Genomic DNA, 22160 nt, shown 5'->3' with positions numbered 1-22160 from the left:
TTTCCGTATTCATTAATAAAAAGGTAAAGTAAAACACATGAACTCTATTTTTGTGATAAGGTTTCACACTTTATTCAATTGTTGAAGTAAAATTTCTCAAAATATTTAGTAAAATTTAAGTGAGCGCTCTGTTAAATTTTGCTAAAAAATATTTACCCTTTAACTTATTTGTTTATACTTCTACTGTTTCCAAAAAAGTCCAAATAAGTTAACACTTTAATTAACGCCGGCAAAATGAAAAGGTAACTTATTCCCTTATTAAGTTAGTAAATAGTAAACATTACAAATCTTATTACAGGAGAAAAATAAGTACATGAAAAAATTTAATACGATAAAAATACTCATTACATTTATATTGGTGTTTCTAACTAGTAGTTGTAATTCCTCTAATAAAACATTTTTATTGAGAGGTACATTTGCATGCAAAGAACTGCCTTTTGAATCAATCGTCTTTGATCCAGAAAATGATTATACATTTTATTATTATTACGAAGATTTACAAGGTAATGGAAAATTAGATAAAGGAACATTTTTAAGAAAATCTGAATCCCAATATATTATAAAAAGTTCGATTTTTAAGAACATAGAAGTCACTTATAAAAATAGTGGTTTCCATATTATGATAAATGAAAAGACGTATTACTTTAAACAAATTGAAGCAAACCCAAGTATCCAAACAAATTATGAAAGTAGGGAGTTTGATTATGAAAAAAATAGTAAGTTTACTAGTCTTTTTAAGCATCTTAATACCTTCAACCTCAATTAATGCACAAGAAATTAGAAGCTTTTGTAATACCTGTACCTCAAGAAGAAATTGACAGAGAAGAACAACAACAATTAAAACAACAAAATAGTAAAGGAAGAACTCCTTTGTATGAGTATAAAAATGAACTAGCGGGAACTCAAATAGCAAAAAAGGTCAAAATTGGTTATGCTGAAGGTCAACCAGCAAAGGGGACTATATTTCATTCACCAGGAAGTTTTTATTGGTCAGATGGTGGAAGTAAAGTTACAGTTACAATAACAGTTGCATATGGTGCTTACTCCCTTGGAGTAACTCCGGGAACTGTTAATGGAACTGGGGTTGTAGTAAAATCTCCATATACGGGACAAGCCGTTAAACTGTTAATTCATAAAGATATCGAAGTTAAAAAATATAAGCAATATAGAAAAGCTGTTATAGGTAGCGGACCATGGGAATATGTAGGTGACGTATATACAAAGGTACCTGTATTAAATCATTTTACAGTCGTAAAAGTATAAATCATAATTAAAACTAATCTCCACAATAAAGATAAAAATATAGCTCTAAAAACTAGAATGCTCAGAAATCTGGGCTTTTTTTAATTAATTGGTGCGATTCTGTGTGCAAAATCCAAAAATATCTAAATTGCTATTTGAGATTTGAACAAAATAACTTAAATACTTAGTCACATTACTAAGACCTGCAATCATTCAAAAATTATTTTTAAAAAAATCCCCATGCATATGCAAAAGGGATTTAGGTAACATTACTTATTTTCAATTAATACTTTACCAAATTGCACTTCATTATTTTCAAAGTAATCATGAGCGTCCTTCACTTGATCAAATGTAAAAGATTTTGGATTAATCAACGGTTTTAGCTTTCCTTCTTCAACTAAAGTAGCAATTTTATTTAAAATAGCACTATGTTCTTTACGCCCTTCCTCAGTTTTTTGAGTAAGCAGAATAAAAATTACATGTAAAGATAATGATTTGCTATGTAAAAGTGTTAAATCATGCGTCGAACGTGCTGCGATTGCTAAAACAGTACCTTTTGGTTTAACTGCAATAAATGATTTATCTAGGTTTTCTTTGCCGACAGTATCAAAAACAAGATCAAAGCCTTGCCCATCCGTTAGGCGGTTAACATATTCTTGGACGGTCTCTTCCTTGTAATTAATGACGTGGTCTGCACCTAGATTTTTAACTAAATCAGCCTTTTCTTTCGATGAAACTGTTGTCGTAACAGTAGCTCCAAAAGCTTTCGCCAACTGGATAGCTAGATGACCAACACCACCTGCCCCGCCATGAATTAAAATATGATCACCTTGTTTTAAATTACCTCTTTCAAAAAGTGCCTCCCATGCAGTAATAGCTGTTAAGGGTAAACTTGCTGCTTCTTGAACTGGTAAATTCTTTGGAGCTTTAGCAATTACTGATTCTTCTATTAAAAAATAATCTGAAAGAGTACCAGTAAAGACATTTAAACCGAAAACAAAATCTCCAACTGAAAAACGTGAAACATTTTCACCAACTTCAACAACTTCACCAGAAAAATCACTATGTAAAATCATCGGAAAATTAGGATGGAACGCATTTGGTACAATCCCTTTTCTAATCTTTGTATCAATTGGATTGATACTAGTCGCAGAAACCTTAACTAAAACTTGATGACCAGATGGCTTCGGTATTGAAAGTTCAACATTTTTAAACTCAGTGCTATCTCCATATTGATGAATGACAATTGCTTTCATAATAGCCTCCTATACAAAATAGAAAATATTTTTAAGTCATTGTAGCATAGATCAGATCGAAAACAATACAATTTTAACCTCAAATTAAATCATAAGGTTTTGATTATAATGGTTAAAAATTTATAATTTATATTGTTTTTTCACGTTGATTCAGTATAATCAATATTAATCTTTTAATCTTAATTCATGGAGGAAAATGACTATGGTAAACAAATTAGAGGAATTAAATGAGAGAAATACGTTAAACCATAGAAATATTGTAAAGTATGTAAAACACGTCTTTGATGAGTTAGACTTAAAAGTTAAAAAATTTCGCGATGAAACAGCAATCAAGGCAGCCCATCATGCAAAACCAGATTTAGAAGAAGAAAAAGTATTTTATAACAATATTCACCATATGAAGACGTTACTAATTGACGTATTAGAACGTACTACTGAAGATCTTGAACATATGGGAGATAAAAACTGGAATAAAAACTTTAAAGACGGCGTAAACGCATAATTTTAAATAAAAACGTATTTTCTCTATAAATAAGGATAGGAGGGTAATTAAACCTTCCTATCCTTTTAATTATCGCTTTATATCCGGCTTCAAATTTCTTACATAATTTTTCAATACAAAAAGTACACTTTCATCAATTGGAATATTTATACCAAATCCATCACTTTTTTCAAGCGAAACAAAGCCATGTAGCAAACTTCTTAAACCTCTTACTGCATGAATAAGTTCAATATCAGTTAAATTATACGGCTTCAGTACTTCGTATATTAAGTTCAATATTTTATTACCAGTTAAACGATACTCATCTCCTGGTGTTTGATACGGAGATAAGGTAGCTTTATATAAACCTGGATGAATTCTAGCATAATCAAGATAAGCAAAAGCTAATGCAAAAATTGCTTTCTCATTATTCTTACCTTCAACTGATTCACGAAGTTTTTCATAAAGTTGTGTAATCCCATGTAATGCAACACTATTTTTTAGTTCATCCAAATTCTTAATATGATTATAAATCGATGGTGGTTGAATCGTTAGCTTCTTTGCAAGATAACTAATCGTTAAAGCCTCCCACCCTTCTGTATCAACAATTTTAATTGAAGTTCTCAGTAATTCATTAAAATTCAATCCAATTCTTGGTGACATTACGAATTCCCCTTCACTTACTGCTTTTTAAGAGCACGGTCAATTGCTTCTTGTGGATGACTTAACATCGTACCATGACCGACTGCTAATAATGCAGGTTTTAATTCACTAATTTTCTTAGCACTATTTAAAGCAGTATCTTTATTCCATGTTGCCATTGATGGAAAAGGAAATAAAATTCTTAATTGACCAGAAATCGCAAAACCACCTCTTAATGAAAAAGCATCACCAGCGATAATGGCATTTGTACGTTGATCTAAAAATGCCATTGAACCAGGTGTATGACCGGGAACCTCAACTGCTATTAAAGACCCAATAGTGTCTCCTTCCTGTAATAACCGATCCGGAATTGTTTGGATATTTTTAGGAACGCCACCTTTTATAGGAGTATTTGGCTCACTAGCTTCTAAACTAGTGTCTCCTTTTAATAATTTTGAATCTCGTTTTGAAATGGAAACAACTGCATCAGGAAGTAGTGATTTTAATTGATCAAGCGATCCTACGTGGTCGCCGTGAGCATGTGTTAAAACGATATTCGTTATTTTTTTGCCTATATGATTAGCTGTTTCAATAATTTTAGTCGCACTAAAGGATAGTGCTGTATCAATTAACGTAAGTTCATTTTCTTCTTCAACTAAAAAACAATTTACAGGAAAGAAATTGGGTAAAAAGCTCAACTCATAAAGATAATTTTTTTTCGTAATCTTCATTTTATACCCTCCTAATAATAAAAACTAATACCTTTAGTTTTATAATACTAAAGGTATTAGTTTTTGTGAACAAAAATTCCAAATTTATATAAAAATCGTTAAAATAACTAAAAAACCCTTCCATCAAAGATGAAAGGGTTATATTTTATACTTATTTTCTAGATAAGTCCATCTCTTTATAAGAAACAACTTTCGTTTTATGTTTAAATTTATAACCTAGCCAAACAATTAAAAACACAGGAATTCCAATGTATGAAACAAGTACACTTTGCCAATCAATTGCATTCCCGGTGAAAGCTTGCCAGTTTTGAGCTAGTACAATAAATAAACAAGCTAAAAATGCTAAGATTGGACCTAGTGGGAACCATTTTGCGCGATAAGGTAAATCTTTTAAATCCTTCCCTTGAGCAACATAAGCCTTACGGAAACGGTAGTGAGAAATCGCAATACCTAACCAAGCAAGGAAACCTGATAATCCTGATAAGTTTAATAACCAAGTATACACTTGACCTTCACCGAAGAATGAAGATAAACAAGCTAATGAACCAACTGCAAGTGTTACATATAAAGCATTTGTAGGAACACCATTTTTATTTACTTTTGTTAAGAATTTAGGAGCTTTTCCTTCTATTGCTAGAGTATATAACATACGAGTCGAAGCGTAAGTTCCACTATTACCTGCAGATAAAACTGATGTTAATATAACTGCATTCATAACAGAGGCTGCAAATGCAACACCTAATTTTTCAAATACTAGAGTAAATGGACTAACAGCCACGTCATTTTTTATTAGACCAGGATCTGTATAAGGAATTAATAAACCAATTACGATAATAGCTAAAACATAAAATAAAAGGATACGCCAGAAAATTTGACGGATAGCTTTTGGAACATTTTTTTCTGGATGTTCTGTCTCACCTGCTGCAACACCGATTAACTCTGTACCTTGGAATGAGAAACCTGCAACAATAAAGATTGATAATACACCTAAAAATCCATTATGAAACGGAGCATCTCCAACAGTAAAGTTTTTGAAACCTGCATGATGTCCACTGATAATGCCAAAAATCATTGCAATACCAACAACTAAAAAGACAATTACAGTTACAACTTTAATTAATGAAAACCAAAACTCTGATTCACCGTAACCTTTAACTGAAAGTAAATTTAAACCTAATATAATCACTAAAAAGATTCCGCTCCATAATACTGCTGGAGAATGAGGGAACCAATATTTCATCAGCATTGCTGAAGCTAATAATTCAAATGCTAAAGTGATTGCCCAGTTATACCAATAATTCCAACCCATAGCAAAACCAAATGCTGGATCAACATAGCGAGATCCATAAGTACTAAATGAACCAGAAACTGGCAAATAAGTCGCCATTTCACCTAAACTAGTCATTAAGAAATAAACCATAATACCAATTAGTCCGTAAGCTAAAACAGATCCACCAGGACCAGCTTCACTAATTGAAGTTCCACTAGCTAAAAACAAACCTGTCCCAATTGAACCACCAATTGAAATCATCGTTAAATGTCTTGCTTTAAGGCCCCTTTTTAAAGAACCATCGTGAGTATTCGATACTACTTTATCATTTTTAGGGTTTTTTTGTCCCATCTTATTGCCTCCTCTTGATTCTTGCAATCTTATCTTCACGCGAGAAAATGGGACGGTATAAAAGTGTTGTATGATGTTTATTTTACTCAGTATTTTCGTCAATATGTAAAGAATGGAAAATCTGGTAAAATACAAAAAAACACGTGAAGCAATGTTCACGTGTTTAAGACTCAATTATATGTGTCAAACAGCATCAACATCTCTTCAATAGCCCTCCACAAGAAATCTTGTGACAGTCCTATGCTTATTCAGCAATAGGCCCAATAATAAATTTAAATGGTAAATTTATTACTTCGGCAGTTTCACCTTTTATTACTTTTCACAGGTACCATAAACCTCAAAGTAACGACTAATCAAAACTGCGCCTCTATCCAGACGAGATAAAGATCATATTAAATTAATTTTTATAAACTCAATATACAATCTATTAATCTAGTTTGTCAATAGATTTTTCGACAAAAATAGACTCTACTTAAAAGATGTATTTCTTTATTTTCGCTTCAGGATACTCATGTCTTGTACGTAGCACATATGTTTTTGTATAATAATTCTATGTAATTCAAAGGAGGAATTTTTCACATGACAATTTATAAAGCATTGACACTTGCGGGATCTGACAGTAGTGGTGGAGCTGGATTACAAGCTGATATTAAAACATTTCAGGAACGTAATGTTTATGGCATGAGTGCAATTACAACTCTAGTAGCGATGGATCCACATAATCATTGGCATCATCAAGTATTTCCAATTGATATAGATACAATTGCAGCACAATTAGAAACAATCGTTGTTGGCGTTGGTATTCAAGCAATGAAAACAGGTATGCTTGGTTCAACTGAAATAATTGAGTTAGCTGCAAAAACAATAAAAAAACATAATATAGATCGAGTTGTTGTAGATCCAGTTATGATTTGTAAAGGAAATGACGAGGCTCTACATCCTGAGACGAATGATGCATTAAGAGAAGTTTTAGTGCCACTTTCAACAGTTGTAACACCAAATTTATTTGAGGCAGCTCAATTAGCTAAAATGCCGCCAATCTGCACTGTTGAACAAATGGAAGAAGCAGCACGCATAATCCATGAATTAGGGGCTAAATATGTTTTAGTTAAAGGTGGAAGCAAAATTCAGCATGAAAATGCAATAGATGTATTATTCGACGGTGAAAAAATAGAGCACCTAGAATCTGACAGAATTGAAACTACATATACACACGGTGCAGGCTGTACTTACTCTGCAGCGATTTGTGCAGAGCTTGCTAAAGGAGCAGAACCAAGAGAAGCAATCTACACTGCAAAGAAATTCATTACTGAAGCAATTCGTCATTCATTCCCACTTAATCAATACGTTGGTCCAACAAACCACATGGCTTATCGATTACATGGTGAAGGCTAATAACAAATAATGGGGCTGTCTCATAAGTCAGATTAACTGACGAATGGGGCGCCCTTTTTTTACATTGTAAAAAAGGGAATGTACTGACGCTGGTGGGGGATATCTCAACAGTGCTTTAGCTTGAAGCTGATATGATTGATCTTTTTAGATAAATAGCAGATTTTTACCAAGTTTTTATTCGATTTGGAACAGAAATATGAAAAAGGGCAATGGTTTCCCAATCCCCTATGTTCATACTTTTCACTTGGCGATTCCCTTAATTGCCTTAAATACAGTTCTTCCTTTGAAATAAATGAATCTTTCCCATTTAGCTAATAAGCCATTTCCATTTTCACCATTTTCAATCTGAAGCGCGTGCTGTTTATGAAACTCAGCAACTCGTTCATTATGTTTTGTATGCAAAGTGTTTAAACGCTTATGAAGATGTAGTGCATGTTTGTTTTGTCCCATGTGATTCCCTCCTCCTTTATAGTTAATTCCAGCTTAAATAACTCATAAATAACTAGAGCATACACGTTTAATTTTTTCTATTAATTTCTATTCTACTTCCTATATACTTTTACCTTTCGATAATTTAGAACACCAAGCTAAAATACCATGATTTAACATTTTTTTATGTATTGCATGTTATTATATATAGTAAGGGAGTGGATTTTATGAGAAAAATTTTTTTCATATTAATGATAACATTTATGCTTCTTTCTGTAATTGGTTGTGAAAAAATAATGACGAAAATATCCAAGGGATTGCATATGCTAGCCTAACAAGAACTGAACAGGCAGCGTTAAGTGATAAACATGGGGTCGTTAAAAAAGTGGAATCAATACCTAATAATGCTACAATATTTAATAAAAACTATCATAAAGATAAGCTATATTCTGTTACTTTTAATGGAGATCATCCTGAAGAGAAGATCGTTATCTATATAGATACAGAGACAAACAAAAAAGTCGGCATGATTGGTGAGAATTAATTTTTTGATCCATTCAGACTGTTGACAAACGCTCGCTTTCTTCGTTGCTTCGCCTGCTGAGCGGTGCTCATTACCGTCTAGGGTAATTCCGCTCCTCAGGCTTCGCGCCTCGAAAGACAAGCGCTTGCAATCAGTCTGAAAATCAAGTTTTTTGTACTTGTCTACACTCTGAAAGAGCCATATTAATCGCTCTTTATTTTTTTTATTGTTTTTAATAAAACTAATCATTTAATCCTTTTCCATCGAGAATTTGAACAATGTATTTTTCAACCCTAGACGTACGAGTTTTCGATTGTTTTGGTTGAGAAAAATAATAAATATAAGCTCTTTGACGTCCTGGTGTTAATGCTTCAAAAGCTGTTTTTAAGGCCGGGTTTTCATCTAATTTAAGTTGTAATTCTTCAGGAACTTCATAATCTGAAGTCTTTTTTAATTCTACTTGCAAACCTGCTTTTTCCACTTCAATTGCTTCTTTAATATAGTCCTTCAAAACGCTTTCCATTTCAATTATTTCCTGAATATTGGTGAACCGTATCTGACGTGCTGATTGTACATTTTCTGTTTGTTGAATCAGAATGCCTTTTGGATCTTTTAACAACGCACCTTTGTGAAATAGAAGTGCACAATATTCTTTAAAACCATGAATTAAAACGATATTTTTATTATCAAGTGTGTAGCAAGGATGCATCCATTTAAAATCTTCAGTCAGTTCACAGTCAATGACGATTTCTCTTAACTTATAAAATTCCTCTTGCCACTTTTTAGCTCTCAATAAAAATGCTTCAACTTTAGGATGCATATTACTATTTGTCATCGATAAACACCTCACATTAATTCTTCCAGACACTTTTTTTGCGTTTACTTAAATATAAATTAACTTAAGAATTTTCTTCTCAATACTATTATTTTAGTAAATTTTACTATACATGTTTTTATAATACCACTCGGATTGTCTCATTCACTTTATTGTTGTACAGTCATCCCACTTGTTCAACTTATTTATAGCTAGTTTGATGGAGAATTAGTTCTCTCCAAAAATTTATTCTTTAAACGGATGCAAATTTCCTTCATACAAAAAAAGAACAGGTCCAAGGTTTCCCTTATCCCTGCTCTTCATACTCTTCTAAGTAATTAGTACTGCTCCCAAGCAACAACTTCATCTAAAGTTAAACGAACTTTTTCGAAGCCTGCTTTGATTCCTTTACCAACTGAGATTAACATAACTGGTTTGAAGTTTGCTGGTACATTGAATACTTCCACGAACTTTGCTTGGTCAAATCCACCCATTGGAACTGTATCTAAACCTTTTGCTTTTGCTGCAAGCATAAATTGCATTGAAACTAATCCACCATCAACCATAGCAATTTTTGTTGCAATTTCTTCTGGTAAACCACCGTAGTTTTTCACGATTGATCCTACGTAGAAGTCTTTCACTTCCTGAGTCATCATACCTTTTTCAACTAATTCATCATAAATACGATCGGCATTTTTGTATGCTTCTGTATCACCTAAAACAGCGATTACGGCAGAAGCATCTACAACTTGTTGTTGATTATTCGCGATTGATAATAATTTTTGTTTAGTATCTTGGTCCTTAATAACAAGGAATCTCCATGGTTGTAAATTTGAAGAAGATGGAGCTTGAACTGCAATTTCTAGTAATTCCTTAATTTCATCATCAGACATTTGAAAGCTTGGATCGTAGTGACGAACTGATCTTCTTTCCTTTGCTACAGTGAAGAAATCCGTACTATCAAGTTCTTTTGGCGCTTCTTTACCAAAATCAATTTCATTTACTTTATTTAAATACTCTTCTTTTTCAGATTTAACTTTAGACATTTTAATCTCTCCTTAATTAACTGTATTCTATACAAATACAGTATATGGCTTTAACTGTATAAAAGTCAACTACAGTTTATAAAAAAATAAAATCGAAACAACTTAGTTTCGATTTTATTTTACCCATTATCCTTTGGTAATAAGTCTGAAATTGTTTTCTTTGCAAGACCTTCTACAAGCCAGCTTTCCATCTCATCTTTTAAATCATACAAAGCAGATCGTGTAGATGGTGTAAAACATTCCTTACTATTTACATCTAAGAAGCCTTTTGAATATGGATCTGATCTCATCGCATCATAAACATCTTTTAAAGTAATTTCATTAGCACCTCTGGCTAAATAATATCCACCATCTCGTCCTTCTTTAGCTGAAATAATGCCTGCCTTAACTAAATTAGCAAGAATTTTTCTTAAAAAAGTAGATTGTGCTTCAAGTTTTTGAGCTAATACTGCGCTTGGACAGATTCCGTCTTGCTCCGCTAAAACTAGTAGAGATTGCAGTGCTAGTCCAAACCATTTCGTACTAGAAACCTTATCTTTCAAGATCATTCACCTCAGTTACTAGTCTAAACTATTTTTAGAAAAAGACAACCTTATCTAAATTATTAAGAGATAATGTTATAGCGTGATGAAAAAAATAAAGCGAAAATAGAAAAGCCCTACGTCTTTCCTAAATTCACTTTTAATAAATGTAATAATCATTTCTTTTGACATTTCACCATCGTAAATTTAAACGGAGGTTTATTTTCCATATTCTTATGTGGCTCAAGAATTTCAGAAACTTCGATCAGTCCATAGCCTCCAAATTCTTGTTTGATTGAGTCAGAATCATAAAAGAACATTTTTATCCCTTCCATTATTTCGAAGTAATCTTTATCCAGCTGTTTGCCCTTTCCGAACATTGGTGCATCTTTTGAAATCGTAGTAAATACCATATAGCCATTCGGTTTTAACTGATTATAGCAATCTTTAATAAACTTATCTCTCTCATGTTTATTCAATAAGTGAATAAGTGCGTAACAAAATATACCGTCATACAGTTTTTGATCAAAAGGCATGTCGGTTACTGAACCATGAAAAATAGGAAAATTAATCCCATTTTGTCTTGCCAATTCAATCGCTGTTTTTGATATTTCAATACCTGTAACGTTTATTCCGTTGTCAGTAAAAATCTTTGCGTTTCTACCATATCCAATCCCTGGAATCAATACATCCTTAACATTCTTTTCAAGGAAATAGTCCTTTGTTAAAATTGCGGAGTCTGAAGGTTCATATCCCCACATCGCTTGATGATCTATAAAACTCGATTCCCAAAATTCTGTCATATCTAAATCCCCTTTCAAAATCTTCAATCTACTTACCACTTGAGCTATATTATTGTGTTCAAAAAAAGAAAGACCAAAGGTCTTTCTTTTTTATTTCTATTTATGACGCATTGCTCTTAGCCATTTCTTTATCTGATAAACGCTCGTTACCCATTAAGAAAATTGAAATCAATGCTAATCCTACAGGAACTAATGTCCAAAGGAATGTATGAGCAATTGATGTTGAAAACACGTCAGTAATTTTTGTCAGTATTGGTGCAGGAATCAATTTGGCAGCTTCAGGAGTAAAGGCTTGATTAATATTAGAGAAATTCTGTGGTGCGCCACTTTTCGCAAATGCATCAGCAATTTTATCTGTAAATACATTTCGTTGAATAACACCAAAAACAGTAATACCAACCGTCATTCCTAAAGCACGAAGGAATGCGTTAGTTGAACTTGCTGAACCACGATTTTCATTATCAAAATGATGCATCGCAGACATACCAAGAACTGAGAACGATGCCCCTACACCAAATCCAACAATGATCATATAAACGATCACTTGGAATTTAGACGTATCAGGTGTTAAAGTACCTAGACAAATAATACCTGCTAATAAAAGTACAACCGAACCAACCATGATATTACGATAACTAGTTTTATTTGCTAAAGCTCCACCAAATGCGGCAGAAATACTTACACTCACCATCATTGGTAATAAAACTAAACCAGAATTCGTAGCTGTTCCACCTTGAACAAACTGGATAAAGATTGGAATATAAATTGTTGCAGCGATGAATGCCGCTCCATAAAATAATCCAACAAAGTTACTTGCAGCAAAAAGACGATATTTAAACATGCTAAACGAAATAATCGGTTCAGCTGCTTTACGTTCAATAATTAAAAAGACAATAAGGAAAACAGCAAATCCAGCAAATAAACCTAAAGTTTGAACTGAATCCCAAGCATATTCTTTTCCACCTAGCTCAAGTGCAAACATTAAACAGATGATACTAATAACAAATGTTGTAGCACCCCACCAGTCGATTTGTTGCTTTGTGTGGTTTTTTGACTCGACATAAAAATAACTAATTAGTCCAAGTGTTAAAAGTCCAAAAGGAATATTAATATAGAAAATATATCTCCAGTTAATATAATCCGTAATATAAGCACCAATTAAAGGTCCAAGAACACTTGATAACCCAAAAACAGCACCGAAAATACCACTCATTTTACCACGCTTTTCAACAGGAAACACATCCCATATAATTGAAAAAGCAATTGGCATTAAAGCACTTCCACCAATACCTTGAATCGCACGGTAAATACTAAGCTGAATAATAGAATTCGCTGTTCCACAAAGAACTGAACCTAAAATGAATAATATAATTCCTAACATAAAAAATCTTTTTCTACCGTACATATCAGAAAGTTTACCAAAAATTGGCATCCCAGCCATTTCTGTAACTAAGTAAGCAGAGGTTACCCAAACAAATTTATCATAACCTCCTAAATCCTTTAAAATTGTAGGCATCGCCGTAGAAACGATTGTGTTATCAAGGGAAGCGAAAAATATCCCAAGTAATAACGCAATCATAACAGGAACCAATTTAGTTTCCCTTTTTTGCATGACCATCTCTCCTTTAACATTTCAAGCATAAAATTTAATTTCAATTTGGTATTCATGACCTAACTTAAGGATCTGACTGACTAAAAAATCGGGGCACTTAGCCTGATGACAAGCTAAAGTAACCTTGGCGATCATTAGAATAGCAGTCAAAATCAGTCTTTATTAATGTATAAAATAGCATTACTTAATAGACCAAAACCTATTCCAATTCCAAAACCAAGAAATCCTCCTACGATTAAATGTGAAGTAAAATAACCGACACCTAAACCAATCGTTAATCCTAAAATTACAAAAGCAGCATAAAAAATCCCTACAGCTTCCTCATGTCTCATAATATATAATCATTCCTTCCATACAATTTAACTTCACATAAAGTATGAATGTCTCCATAAATACTTTATTTAATTTAAAGTTAATATAACATTGTTTCGTTACTTAGACAATATATAAATTTAAATTTATTGTTTTATTTTTAATAAAAACAGTACTTTATATGTAAAGGAAGCCACTTGTTCATTAACTTTACTGTATAAAAAGGAATATAACAACGTTACGCACAAAAACAATCAACAAAAAACAAAACATTGTTGTGTTACCCTGGATTTAAATAATAAACTTCATAACTTAGAATCAGACAATACTTTTAAAAAACATTCAACTAGTCTGCCCCTTGCTCATTATCATTTTATAACAAAGACCGAGTGCACTTATAAAGAAAAGCCAAGCCGCTAAATGAAACATAAATTGAATGTCAATTGATTCAAGTAAAGTTCCTACACCTATAATACAAATAGCTGTTACAAAAGATGTCCAAAATAAGTAACTTCTATAAAAATCAGATGAAGCGTTCATAAATAATTTCTTTTCAGCGATCTTGAATAACGCAGTAAATCCACCAAATAAAACTTGCCCAATATAGACAATTTTTATATTATCAATCAAAGGCAGTGAAAAAAACAATAAACAGCAAAATAATGAATGGAATATCATTAATAAAAATGGTGAAACTCGGTCAACAAATCGACCACCAAAGTATACGACCACACTCAAACTTAATGAAAAGAGTCCATATAATAAGCTAAATACATCATACGCATCTCCTATATTCCTTAAGAAGAGGACATAATATGGAAATACTAAGGAGCTACTAAATCCAATAATACTAAGTAATGCAATTAAAAAACGGTTCATAGGATTACTCCCCATAATTTTCATAAAAAGTATTCATAAATACACCATTTGGATCAAACTCTCTTTTCTTATTGAAAAAATCTTGCGTTTTTGGATATGCAGTTACCATTTGTTGCTTCGACTGATATGGATAATAAGGTAAATAATAAGTTCCGCGATGCTCCAAAGTTATATCAGTCCACTTTTGAATTACCTCTTTTGCATATTGAACCGAATCTTTATCTTTACCATGTTGAATCAAAACAACGAATGCAAACATATCATCTTTCGCATAATTCATGACTGTTTCATCATCTTTTTCAACGTAACGAATCGTTATATTTAATATATTTAAATTTTCATATTGTAAATAGTCTCTAACATCATCAATGTAACGAGCAAATTCATTTACAGGTACAAAAAATTCCTGTAAAACTTGTGTATCTTGGCGGTCATCGAATTCCATAAACTTACTTTCAGAACGCATGACATTATTACGAGTTTCATAGTTTCCATTTAAGGAGTGAATAAAGCGATATTGAAAATCCCAAAAAAGATCTTTACCAATGTCCGAAGTTCTGGACATACCTAGTGCAAACTTCGGTAAAAAAGCGGAATGATCTTCCTTCAGCTCTTGATCTGAATCGGACATTTTACGGGATGTTGCCATATAATTAATTGCATAAACCTTATCTAAAAAGCTATCTGGTGCTACAGAAATTCTAGCAATATGCATTCTTGCATTTTCGTTTTCTAAAACGTTCTTGTTAAAATAATTTGGATACTTCTTATAGTCCATCGTTTTTGTTTCTATTCGATATAATTCATTATCTGTTAGTTGAAACTCTACTTCTAAAATAATTCCAAATAATCCATATCCACCTAATACATAAGGGAATAATTCTTTATTCTCTGTGCGGCTTACTTTAATTACTTTCCCTTCAGGTGTTAATAATGTAAACCAATTAACCGTACTAGCTAATGAGTGATTCCGAATATCACGACCATGTGCGTTCACACTTAATGAACCACCTACCGAGAAAATCTCTTGTGACTGAGTTACCTTTAGTGCAAGATGATAAGGATTAATCGCTTTTTGTATATCTCCCCATGTTGCACCACTTTGAACAATCACTGTCTTCTGAACGGGATCCACTTTTTCAACCTTATTAAATGTTTTTAAATCGATCACCACACCATCTTTATAATATGTATGACCACCTTGACTATGACGCTCCCCTGCAATTGAAACTGTCTTCCCTTGTTTTTTTGCATCGATTACAATTTTCTTTAATTGATCTACTTCCTTTCCTTTGACAATCCGATCAATTTTAGTAGGAAGAAGATGGCCAACATCATCAATTACTCCATGCCTTAATGGTGCAGGTTTATTCCACAGCGTATGTAAAACTGTAACAAACACGGTTAAGAGGAGTATTCCTACAAATATTCGTTTCCCCAAGTTCTTTTCCTCCTAATAGAAAAAATAAATTTAAGCGTTAAAAAAAGACGTGCTTACACTAATGTATACACGTCTTCATTTAAAAATAATGTACAATATGTTAATACTAAAATATTTATTAACTAAACCAACCAATCATTCGATTAACGTCTTTTTCATCTAAATGTCTTACTTGATAAGTACGGCCAAATTGGCTTGAAAGAATCGTAATGTAGATCGATTTTAGTTTTACTCTTTTTTGAAGGAAACTTTGTTCACCGATCAATACTTGTATTCGCTCTTTTGGTAAAATCGCAGTTGTTCTTGAGAAATAACCAGACTGAATGATCACAGTTCGATCTAATAATGTATAGCCTGCATTTCTAAATCCTAATTCCCCAATAAATATACCGATTAAAACAATGCCATAAGCCCAGAAATGAACAAATGGAAGTAATACAATTCCACTTGCTATTAGAAGAAAAGTAATAATCATTCTTGAATAATACGTTTTTCGAGCTCTTTTTGGTGCTCGGTTTGATATTTCATCATAGTTAATAGAAGGAATAAAATTTTTTAGGAATAAGTGGACATCCTTCGTTTTAATAAATGGATGTAGAACATGTCTACCTTGTTCCTGCTTATCCCCCATGCCAACAGCTTCGACGTAAACTGTAGAATAGCCAAATAATTGACGAAGGATCCCTTCTTTTACAACTACTCCTTGAATTCGTTTTAACGACACCGTAAATTCATTTTTTTCGAATAACCCTCTTGTAATAATAATTCGATCATCTCTTCTTTGGACAGTAAAGTTTGCAAATTTTAATATGTATCGAATGGTTGAAAAAATTAGGGAAAGTAATAAACTAGCCAAAAATACAATAAAAAACATCATGTAAGTGAATGTTTGTATTTGATTATATATTGCCACATAAATACTATGTGGGAGTAAATCCTCAATTTGAGAAAATAATGATGCTAAAACGGCAAAAGCTAGTCCAACTTCAAAAGAAGTGATTCCAGCTAAAAAAAGTTTTCTCGTTTCAATTGTTAAACTTATATCAACTAATGGCACTGCTTGTACACTATTTTCCTCAGCTACAACCAAACCTACTTTTTTCTTTTTAGAGTTTAATACTTCATTTTTTAATGAAAGTGCCACTTCCTTAGGTATTGCATTTAATATACCTTCAGCTTTTTTTCCACCAGCTGTTTCAATTCGTACGCTCACCACATTAAAAAGCTGTTGAATAAATCCAGCATTAATTGAAAAAGACTGAATACGTTCTTTTTGGATAAATGTATTTTCGATTACAAATAATCCCGAACGAATTCTAAATTCATCTTCAGTTATATAGTAGGTAAATCGATACCATTTTATGATTGCTGAAGCAACTGGAAAAACAATCAGAACAGCAGCAAACAAATATTGAAACATAGACCCTTTACCACCTGAAACTAAAAGTATAATAAGTGGTATTAGTACGTTTTTAATTTGCTCTAAAAATACGGTAAGTATATAAGCTGGATGTTGTCTTTTTGGCTCATACATCTTCATCACTTATCCTTGCTAAGTAGATAATTTTATCTCTAAGCCTCTCAGCGATATGGTGTTCTAAGCCTTCAATTTCATGTGTGGTGGCTGCCGTGGAAATATTCACTGTAGATAAACCGTATCGACGCAGTATTGGTCCTACTTCTGTCGTAACGTGTTGAACTCTGACCATAGGAATTACAATTCGTTTAATTACAAATATTCCTTTTTGAATTTCTAACTCATTTTCATAAATCTCATATGCGGTATATTTCAATTTAAGTGTTGGTAAAAATAAAGTTAAAAAAATAATTAACGCTATAACGACACCTATAATAATCATCAGAACAAAGAAGGGAAGTGAAAAATATCTCATAAGAAAATAATAGATAATTGGTAATGCAACTAAAGAGATACTACTAAATAGTGATGTAATTCTCCATACTGACCTCATTTTAGGTGATGGTCTTTGTGATGGATTTGCTCTCATTTAATCACCTTTTCTATCTCATTAATCTATCACTTACTATATCATACCATGAGACAAACTATTCACAAACCTCCTATTTATCGACAAAGTTAAAAAAAGGTAATTTTCCCCATGGCAAAAGAATAAATTAATCATTTAACTAAGCAATATAAAGCAATTTCGTTATAGATCGAATGTCTTTAAGCTGATTAATCAATAAAAAAAAGGTTATCTCATAAAGTCTAACGTACAAAGACTTATGAGAAACCCCTCATTCAATCGTTATAAATAGTCTCTGATTCTCTAAAATTTACAATTACTTTAGCTTGTCCTTCTACAAGCTTAGTAAATTCATCCATTGTAGTGTCATATTTAATATAGATTCTAGGTAAAAGATAGACTTCATTATTAGTACCTTTTTCTACAAAATATTTCGGATCTGTCGCCACTGCAAAAGTATAGTACTTTTTTGTATCCTCAATAACTTTATCATTATGATAACCATAAGGATACGAGAGAGCGATCACGGCTTTTCCAGTAATTGATTGGATCTTATCTTTTGAATCTTTCAATTCATGCTTATAGTCATCTATCTTCCTTAAATCTGGATGGGTTGCAGTGTGCGATTGGATTGAAAACATCCCTGAATCAGACATCTTTTTTAAATCCGTGCTTGAAAGACGATCCGGCCATCCAATATAGTCGGAAATCGCAAATATAGTTGCTTTTGGTGTAAACGTATCCGATTTCAATTTTTGAAAGATTTTTACTACATTTAAATTATTTTTATAACCGTCATCAATCGTAATAAAGATCGGTTTCTTTACTTTATTACGGTCTCCCCATTGTTCAAAAGTTAAAAGCATGAATCCATGATCACGTAAATAAATCATTTGTTTTTCGAAATTCTCTGGTGAAACAAATAAATCCCTTACTCCATGACCTGTAAACTCATCAATATTATGATAAATTAAAATTGGAATTTTCTCTGAAGCATGTGTCTTGCCTGGAAACTGCATCCACAAAAATAGACATAGAAAAAATAAAGTTATTTTTCGCATAAAAATCCTCCCTTTATCTTTTTTCTATTAGTGTTCCAAATTCACTCCCTTGTATAATAAATTCTCTTACAAAATAAAAAAGACTCGTAAATAACCGAGTCCTCATCCATTTATTATTATAATGTCAACATCTTGATCATGGCAGTACTTAAGATTTTAACGCCGTTTGACAGAGAATCTAGATTAAAACTCATATTCGGGTGATGCAAGCCTGGCTTCAAATCTGTTCCTAAGCCAACCATTGTTGTTTGTATATGAGGGAAATTTGTTTTGTAAAAATGAAAGTCCTCTCCTCCAGGAGTAATAACCGCTGGTGCCAAGCTTTCATCTCCGATCGCTTCCACGATCGCCGCTTTTACAACCTCTTCCATAAGGTGACTCTTTTCTGCAGCCACCATTTCTGCAATGGTATCCATAGAAACTTCTGCATGATTGGCTGTTCCAGCTGCAAAAACCGCTTGTTCAATATCTTTAATTAGCTCTTTCATGATATCATTTCGTTCTGCTCGAACATCAATTCCGAACTCAGCAAAGTCTGGGATGATATTTACAAAATCTCCACCGGCCTTAACCATAGTCACCTTTGCAGATGCAGAAACAGATGGGTCTACCTTTACCGCATTGACTGCTTGAATGATTGCTCCAAGTGAATCGACTACATTTATACCAAGATTGGGTCTAGCGGCGTGAGCCTGTAGTCCTTTAATGGTCCCTTTTAATAAAGTAGTAGCCCCATGATAGATAGCAGGTGCCGCTTCTCCAAATTTCAATTCTTGAACAGGACGTACATGAAGACCGAGTAAGAGCTTCACGTCATTTAGAACCCCTTTTTCGATTATTGCTTTTGCACCTTTCCCAGTTTCCTCTGCTGGTTGAAAGATTATTTTTATTAATCCTTTAGGTTCATAACCAATTTCCTTCAAACAAGTAATGGCATAAAGGACCATGGTCATATGAGCATCATGGCCACAAGAATGATTCGCTTTCCATTCTCCATCCACTAGCTGCCACAAAGCATCCATATCTGATCTAATCCCGATTGTTGGTCCTTCATTTTTATTTCCCCAGTATCCAACGACACCCGTTATGTCCTCAAACGTTTCGTAGGGAATATCCAATTTTTCTAATTGTTTACATAAGTACTTAGTTGTCTCAACCTCTTTCCAGCTAATTTCAGCCTGTTTATGAAGGTAATGATAAGTGGATTTTATGGATTCTTCATGCTTAGAAACCCATGTATTTATCTTATTCATAATTAGCCAATCTCCCTTTTGCAATTTATTCTGGTAAATGTGAGGTTACAAAATCTAGAATGGCTTCTAACCTTTCAATTCGCAGCGCAGGTTTCCCTGTTTGAAGGAGTGAATGGCTTGAGTTCGGTATCCGAGTAAATTGAACCTCTCCTCCCCTACGCTTTATTTGTGAGTAAAACTGTTCAGCCTGTTCTATAGGACACCTCAAATCGCTCTCATTATGAAGAAGCAAAAGTGGCGTATTCACATTTTCCACATAAGCAAGTGGAGAACGTTTCCAAAGTGATTCCACATCCGTTTTCCCAAGAAATTCTACATCAACAAATTCAGGGGCGATGTCACTAGTCCCATACATTGACACCCAGTTAGAAATACAGCCTTCTGATACGGCAGCAAAAAATTGATCGGTATGGGTAATTAGCCAATTCACCATAAATCCACCATAACTAATGCCATTGACTGCTACCTTGTTTTTATCAAGAAAATCAAAACGACGTAAGGCCTCGTTTAACCCATGAAAAAGGTCCTTCATATCCTTCCCGCCAAAATCACCACACACTGCATTCGTAAAATCTTCACCAAACCCAGAAGTCCCTCGAGGATTAAGGTAGACAACAGCAAAACCCTTTGCAGATAATAGTTGCATTTGGTGAAAATAAGTATAGCCAAACGAGGAATGGGGACCACCATGAATATCTAATAATACGGGGTATTTTTTCCCTTCTTCAAAATTAGCTGGCTTAAGAACAAATCCTTGAATCTGCCAATCATCCTCTGAAAGATACGAAAAGACTTCTGGTTTAACAACCTTTATCTCAGATAATAAGGCATCATTACAGTGATCTAAACGTACTTCGTTTGTCGAAAAGGATGGTACTTCTGAAATAGAAAGATCTTCAATTGGTTCTCTCTTTTTATAATGATATCCTGTATCTTTCTCAACATTAACCACAGCAATTTTCCCAGGGTGTTCAACAGACGAATAGGCTACAACAAACGTTTGATCCCCATTGTAAGAGAAATGAAAAATAGTTCTGTCCCCACCAGCTACAATCAGCCCTCTTCCATCTGAATCTACCACAGCAAATCGGACAATTTCATTTCTCCCTTCACGTGTTCCAAGGGCAAAAACGTACTTTCCATTTTGGGACCACTGAGGTTTTAAAGGACTTTTCAAAAAGCGCATATCAGTAAAAATCATATCATTTAGCGTATCATGATATTGTTTGCTTAAACATCTTACATCTCCTCCATCAGCTGGAATAAGGAATAATTGAATTTGATTATGACGGTATGAAAAAAACGCAATCCACTTTCCATCAGGTGAATACGATGGCGTATGCGCATTTGCTTTTGGATACACTAACTTTTCTTCTCCACCACAAGTGGGTATAGAGTAGATTCTTCCCCCATAAAGACCACTATCTCCATCATTTAAGGAAGTAAAAGAAATATATTGCCCATCCGATGAAATAGCAGGATTTGATATATGATTTTGCCTATTCGTTAATTGTTTGAACTCACCAGTTTTAACATTGATCGAAACAAGTTGGCGAATGAATAGCGTTTGTAGTCCAATCCCATCATTTTTGTAATAGAGCTTATTGAAATGTTTTGAACCTTCTAGCCACAGCTTTTTTCGAGCATTGATTTCATCACTGGCTTGGGTTTCACTTATATTTTCATCAAACACTTCTACTTCTCCGTCTTGCGCTACTGGCACTAAACCATAAATTAGATCACTATTTGGTGACCAAACAATTGAGCTAATGCCATGTTTAAATTTAGTTAGACAGGTCTCCTGCCTATTGTCTAAAGATAAAACCCAAATTTGCGAACCATAACTACAATTAGATAGATATGCAATGGTGTTTCCTTTTGGCGACCATATAGGATACGTATTACTTGTCCCGTTAGTCGTTAGTTGCTGATCCGTTTTTCCATCTATATTAGATAAGAACAAATGGGTTTCATAATCATTTTCATTATGACGTGCTTTCGTTTTTTCATAGATTACTTGTTTCCCATCAGGTGAAATCACGGGATTACTAGGCCATTCAAAGCGATAAATATCTTCTGGTATAGTCAGTCTTAAACTCATTTACATCTCCTC

General features: G+C 33.2%; 23 protein-coding genes and 1 riboswitch. Of the genes, 5 read left to right on the top strand and 18 right to left on the bottom strand.

All coding sequences use genetic code 11. The features are described from left to right. Window positions 1-313 precede the first annotated feature (313 nt). Both ACFVR2_RS04025 and ACFVR2_RS04020 read left to right on the top strand, forming a co-directional pair. Complete coding sequence (locus ACFVR2_RS04025; RefSeq protein ID WP_387359128.1) at window positions 314-766, top strand: hypothetical protein; 453 nt, start codon at window positions 314-316, stop codon at window positions 764-766. Next, window positions 766-1263, top strand: coding sequence for a hypothetical protein (locus tag ACFVR2_RS04020; RefSeq protein ID WP_387359126.1), 498 nt, complete (start codon window positions 766-768; stop codon window positions 1261-1263). The genes ACFVR2_RS04025 and ACFVR2_RS04020 overlap by 1 nt, the downstream gene beginning before the upstream one ends. Before the next feature lie 248 nt (window positions 1264-1511). Here ACFVR2_RS04020 and ACFVR2_RS04015 read toward each other — a convergent pair whose 3' ends face one another. Continuing rightward, window positions 1512-2498, bottom strand: coding sequence for a zinc-dependent alcohol dehydrogenase family protein (locus ACFVR2_RS04015; RefSeq protein WP_387359124.1), 987 nt, complete (start codon window positions 2496-2498; stop codon window positions 1512-1514). 202 nt (window positions 2499-2700) lie between these two features. Here ACFVR2_RS04015 and ACFVR2_RS04010 point away from each other — a divergent pair, with 202 nt between their 5' ends. Further along, the gene (locus ACFVR2_RS04010; RefSeq protein WP_387359122.1) at window positions 2701-3000 is read left to right on the top strand and encodes a hypothetical protein; all 300 of its coding nucleotides are present in this window, start codon (window positions 2701-2703) and stop codon (window positions 2998-3000) included. Window positions 3001-3069: 69 nt separating this feature from the next. Here ACFVR2_RS04010 and ACFVR2_RS04005 read toward each other — a convergent pair whose 3' ends face one another. The 3 genes from ACFVR2_RS04005 to ACFVR2_RS03995 form a co-directional block, all read right to left on the bottom strand. After that, window positions 3070-3642 carry a TetR/AcrR family transcriptional regulator gene (locus ACFVR2_RS04005; protein WP_387359120.1) on the bottom strand — a complete coding sequence of 191 codons (573 nt, stop codon included), beginning with the start codon at window positions 3640-3642 and terminating at the stop codon, window positions 3070-3072. A gap of 17 nt (window positions 3643-3659) precedes the next feature. Next, window positions 3660-4352, bottom strand: coding sequence for an MBL fold metallo-hydrolase (locus tag ACFVR2_RS04000; protein WP_387359118.1), 693 nt, complete (start codon window positions 4350-4352; stop codon window positions 3660-3662). A 151-nt stretch (window positions 4353-4503) separates the two neighbouring features. Continuing rightward, window positions 4504-5973, bottom strand: a complete 1470-nt coding sequence (locus ACFVR2_RS03995) for an amino acid permease (protein WP_387359116.1) — start codon at window positions 5971-5973, stop codon at window positions 4504-4506. A 200-nt stretch (window positions 5974-6173) separates the two neighbouring features. Next, a riboswitch (Lysine riboswitch) is annotated at window positions 6174-6351 on the bottom strand. Between the two features lie 201 nt (window positions 6352-6552). On the opposite strand from ACFVR2_RS03995, the gene pdxK reads away from it, so the two are divergent. Next, complete coding sequence (pdxK, locus tag ACFVR2_RS03990) at window positions 6553-7368, top strand: pyridoxine/pyridoxal/pyridoxamine kinase (RefSeq protein WP_387359114.1); 816 nt, start codon at window positions 6553-6555, stop codon at window positions 7366-7368. Between the two features lie 240 nt (window positions 7369-7608). Here pdxK and ACFVR2_RS03985 read toward each other — a convergent pair whose 3' ends face one another. Beyond that, window positions 7609-7818: a hypothetical protein gene (locus ACFVR2_RS03985; RefSeq protein WP_387359112.1), complete on the bottom strand. Its 210-nt coding sequence runs from the start codon at window positions 7816-7818 to the stop codon at window positions 7609-7611. Between the two features lie 364 nt (window positions 7819-8182). Between ACFVR2_RS03985 and ACFVR2_RS03980 the strand changes: the two genes are divergently transcribed. After that, window positions 8183-8341 carry a hypothetical protein gene (locus tag ACFVR2_RS03980; protein WP_387359110.1) on the top strand — a complete coding sequence of 53 codons (159 nt, stop codon included), beginning with the start codon at window positions 8183-8185 and terminating at the stop codon, window positions 8339-8341. 220 nt (window positions 8342-8561) lie between these two features. Here ACFVR2_RS03980 and ACFVR2_RS03975 read toward each other — a convergent pair whose 3' ends face one another. The 13 genes from ACFVR2_RS03975 to ACFVR2_RS03915 all read right to left on the bottom strand — a co-directional run bounded on the left by ACFVR2_RS03975 (window position 8562) and on the right by ACFVR2_RS03915 (window position 22148). Continuing rightward, window positions 8562-9155, bottom strand: a complete 594-nt coding sequence (locus tag ACFVR2_RS03975; RefSeq protein ID WP_387359108.1) for a YdeI/OmpD-associated family protein — start codon at window positions 9153-9155, stop codon at window positions 8562-8564. A gap of 317 nt (window positions 9156-9472) precedes the next feature. Beyond that, the gene (locus ACFVR2_RS03970) at window positions 9473-10180 is read right to left on the bottom strand and encodes a nitroreductase family protein (RefSeq protein ID WP_387359106.1); all 708 of its coding nucleotides are present in this window, start codon (window positions 10178-10180) and stop codon (window positions 9473-9475) included. 119 nt (window positions 10181-10299) lie between these two features. Continuing rightward, on the bottom strand, window positions 10300-10722 hold the full coding sequence (locus ACFVR2_RS03965) for an RrF2 family transcriptional regulator (protein ID WP_387359104.1): 423 nt from the start codon (window positions 10720-10722) through the stop codon (window positions 10300-10302). 155 nt (window positions 10723-10877) lie between these two features. Further along, window positions 10878-11504: a class I SAM-dependent methyltransferase gene (locus tag ACFVR2_RS03960; protein ID WP_387359102.1), complete on the bottom strand. Its 627-nt coding sequence runs from the start codon at window positions 11502-11504 to the stop codon at window positions 10878-10880. 100 nt (window positions 11505-11604) lie between these two features. Then, on the bottom strand, window positions 11605-13116 hold the full coding sequence (locus ACFVR2_RS03955) for an MDR family MFS transporter (RefSeq protein WP_387359100.1): 1512 nt from the start codon (window positions 13114-13116) through the stop codon (window positions 11605-11607). A gap of 152 nt (window positions 13117-13268) precedes the next feature. Further along, the gene (locus ACFVR2_RS03950; protein ID WP_387359098.1) at window positions 13269-13448 is read right to left on the bottom strand and encodes a hypothetical protein; all 180 of its coding nucleotides are present in this window, start codon (window positions 13446-13448) and stop codon (window positions 13269-13271) included. A 322-nt stretch (window positions 13449-13770) separates the two neighbouring features. After that, the gene (locus ACFVR2_RS03945; protein ID WP_387359096.1) at window positions 13771-14307 is read right to left on the bottom strand and encodes an MFS transporter; all 537 of its coding nucleotides are present in this window, start codon (window positions 14305-14307) and stop codon (window positions 13771-13773) included. A gap of 4 nt (window positions 14308-14311) precedes the next feature. Further along, entirely contained in the window at window positions 14312-15748 is a 1437-nt protein-coding gene (locus ACFVR2_RS03940; RefSeq protein WP_387359094.1) for an FAD-binding oxidoreductase, read from the bottom strand. 118 nt (window positions 15749-15866) lie between these two features. After that, window positions 15867-17282 (bottom strand): PH domain-containing protein, encoded by a 1416-nt coding sequence (locus ACFVR2_RS03935; protein WP_387359092.1) that lies wholly within the window; start codon window positions 17280-17282, stop codon window positions 15867-15869. Further along, the gene (locus ACFVR2_RS03930) at window positions 17275-17754 is read right to left on the bottom strand and encodes a PH domain-containing protein (protein ID WP_387359090.1); all 480 of its coding nucleotides are present in this window, start codon (window positions 17752-17754) and stop codon (window positions 17275-17277) included. Before ACFVR2_RS03930 ends, ACFVR2_RS03935 begins: the two co-directional genes overlap by 8 nt. 254 nt (window positions 17755-18008) lie before the next feature. Next, window positions 18009-18794: a polysaccharide deacetylase family protein gene (locus ACFVR2_RS03925; protein ID WP_387359088.1), complete on the bottom strand. Its 786-nt coding sequence runs from the start codon at window positions 18792-18794 to the stop codon at window positions 18009-18011. A 116-nt stretch (window positions 18795-18910) separates the two neighbouring features. Next, window positions 18911-20047 carry a M20 peptidase aminoacylase family protein gene (locus ACFVR2_RS03920; protein ID WP_387359086.1) on the bottom strand — a complete coding sequence of 379 codons (1137 nt, stop codon included), beginning with the start codon at window positions 20045-20047 and terminating at the stop codon, window positions 18911-18913. Window positions 20048-20072: 25 nt separating this feature from the next. Next, window positions 20073-22148 carry a prolyl oligopeptidase family serine peptidase gene (locus ACFVR2_RS03915; RefSeq protein WP_387359084.1) on the bottom strand — a complete coding sequence of 692 codons (2076 nt, stop codon included), beginning with the start codon at window positions 22146-22148 and terminating at the stop codon, window positions 20073-20075. Window positions 22149-22160 lie beyond the last annotated feature (12 nt).

The sequence above is a fragment of the Gottfriedia sp. NPDC057991 genome, assembly GCF_042886615.1.
GTDB lineage: Bacteria > Bacillota > Bacilli > Bacillales > Bacillaceae_G > Gottfriedia.
Note: the sequence above shows the minus strand (reverse complement) of the source record. Positions and strands in the feature narration are given on the sequence as shown.

Excerpts from the sequence above, each read along its gene's own strand:
- ACFVR2_RS04025 (WP_387359128.1), top strand. The coding sequence starts at position 314 with ATGAAAAAATTTAATACGATAAAAATACTCATTACATTTATATTGGTG.
- ACFVR2_RS04020 (WP_387359126.1), top strand. The coding sequence starts at position 766 with ATGCACAAGAAATTAGAAGCTTTTGTAATACCTGTACCTCAAGAAGAA.
- ACFVR2_RS04015 (WP_387359124.1), bottom strand. The coding sequence starts at position 2,498 with ATGAAAGCAATTGTCATTCATCAATATGGAGATAGCACTGAGTTTAAA.
- ACFVR2_RS04010 (WP_387359122.1), top strand. The coding sequence starts at position 2,701 with ATGGTAAACAAATTAGAGGAATTAAATGAGAGAAATACGTTAAACCAT.
- ACFVR2_RS04005 (WP_387359120.1), bottom strand. The coding sequence starts at position 3,642 with ATGTCACCAAGAATTGGATTGAATTTTAATGAATTACTGAGAACTTCA.
- ACFVR2_RS04000 (WP_387359118.1), bottom strand. The coding sequence starts at position 4,352 with ATGAAGATTACGAAAAAAAATTATCTTTATGAGTTGAGCTTTTTACCC.
- ACFVR2_RS03995 (WP_387359116.1), bottom strand. The coding sequence starts at position 5,973 with ATGGGACAAAAAAACCCTAAAAATGATAAAGTAGTATCGAATACTCAC.
- pdxK (WP_387359114.1), top strand. The coding sequence starts at position 6,553 with ATGACAATTTATAAAGCATTGACACTTGCGGGATCTGACAGTAGTGGT.
- ACFVR2_RS03985 (WP_387359112.1), bottom strand. The coding sequence starts at position 7,818 with ATGGGACAAAACAAACATGCACTACATCTTCATAAGCGTTTAAACACT.
- ACFVR2_RS03975 (WP_387359108.1), bottom strand. The coding sequence starts at position 9,155 with ATGACAAATAGTAATATGCATCCTAAAGTTGAAGCATTTTTATTGAGA.
- ACFVR2_RS03970 (WP_387359106.1), bottom strand. The coding sequence starts at position 10,180 with ATGTCTAAAGTTAAATCTGAAAAAGAAGAGTATTTAAATAAAGTAAAT.
- ACFVR2_RS03960 (WP_387359102.1), bottom strand. The coding sequence starts at position 11,504 with ATGACAGAATTTTGGGAATCGAGTTTTATAGATCATCAAGCGATGTGG.
- ACFVR2_RS03955 (WP_387359100.1), bottom strand. The coding sequence starts at position 13,116 with ATGCAAAAAAGGGAAACTAAATTGGTTCCTGTTATGATTGCGTTATTA.
- ACFVR2_RS03950 (WP_387359098.1), bottom strand. The coding sequence starts at position 13,448 with ATGAGACATGAGGAAGCTGTAGGGATTTTTTATGCTGCTTTTGTAATT.
- ACFVR2_RS03945 (WP_387359096.1), bottom strand. The coding sequence starts at position 14,307 with ATGAACCGTTTTTTAATTGCATTACTTAGTATTATTGGATTTAGTAGC.
- ACFVR2_RS03935 (WP_387359092.1), bottom strand. The coding sequence starts at position 17,282 with ATGTATGAGCCAAAAAGACAACATCCAGCTTATATACTTACCGTATTT.
- ACFVR2_RS03930 (WP_387359090.1), bottom strand. The coding sequence starts at position 17,754 with ATGAGAGCAAATCCATCACAAAGACCATCACCTAAAATGAGGTCAGTA.
- ACFVR2_RS03925 (WP_387359088.1), bottom strand. The coding sequence starts at position 18,794 with ATGCGAAAAATAACTTTATTTTTTCTATGTCTATTTTTGTGGATGCAG.
- ACFVR2_RS03920 (WP_387359086.1), bottom strand. The coding sequence starts at position 20,047 with ATGAATAAGATAAATACATGGGTTTCTAAGCATGAAGAATCCATAAAA.
- ACFVR2_RS03915 (WP_387359084.1), bottom strand. The coding sequence starts at position 22,148 with ATGAGTTTAAGACTGACTATACCAGAAGATATTTATCGCTTTGAATGG.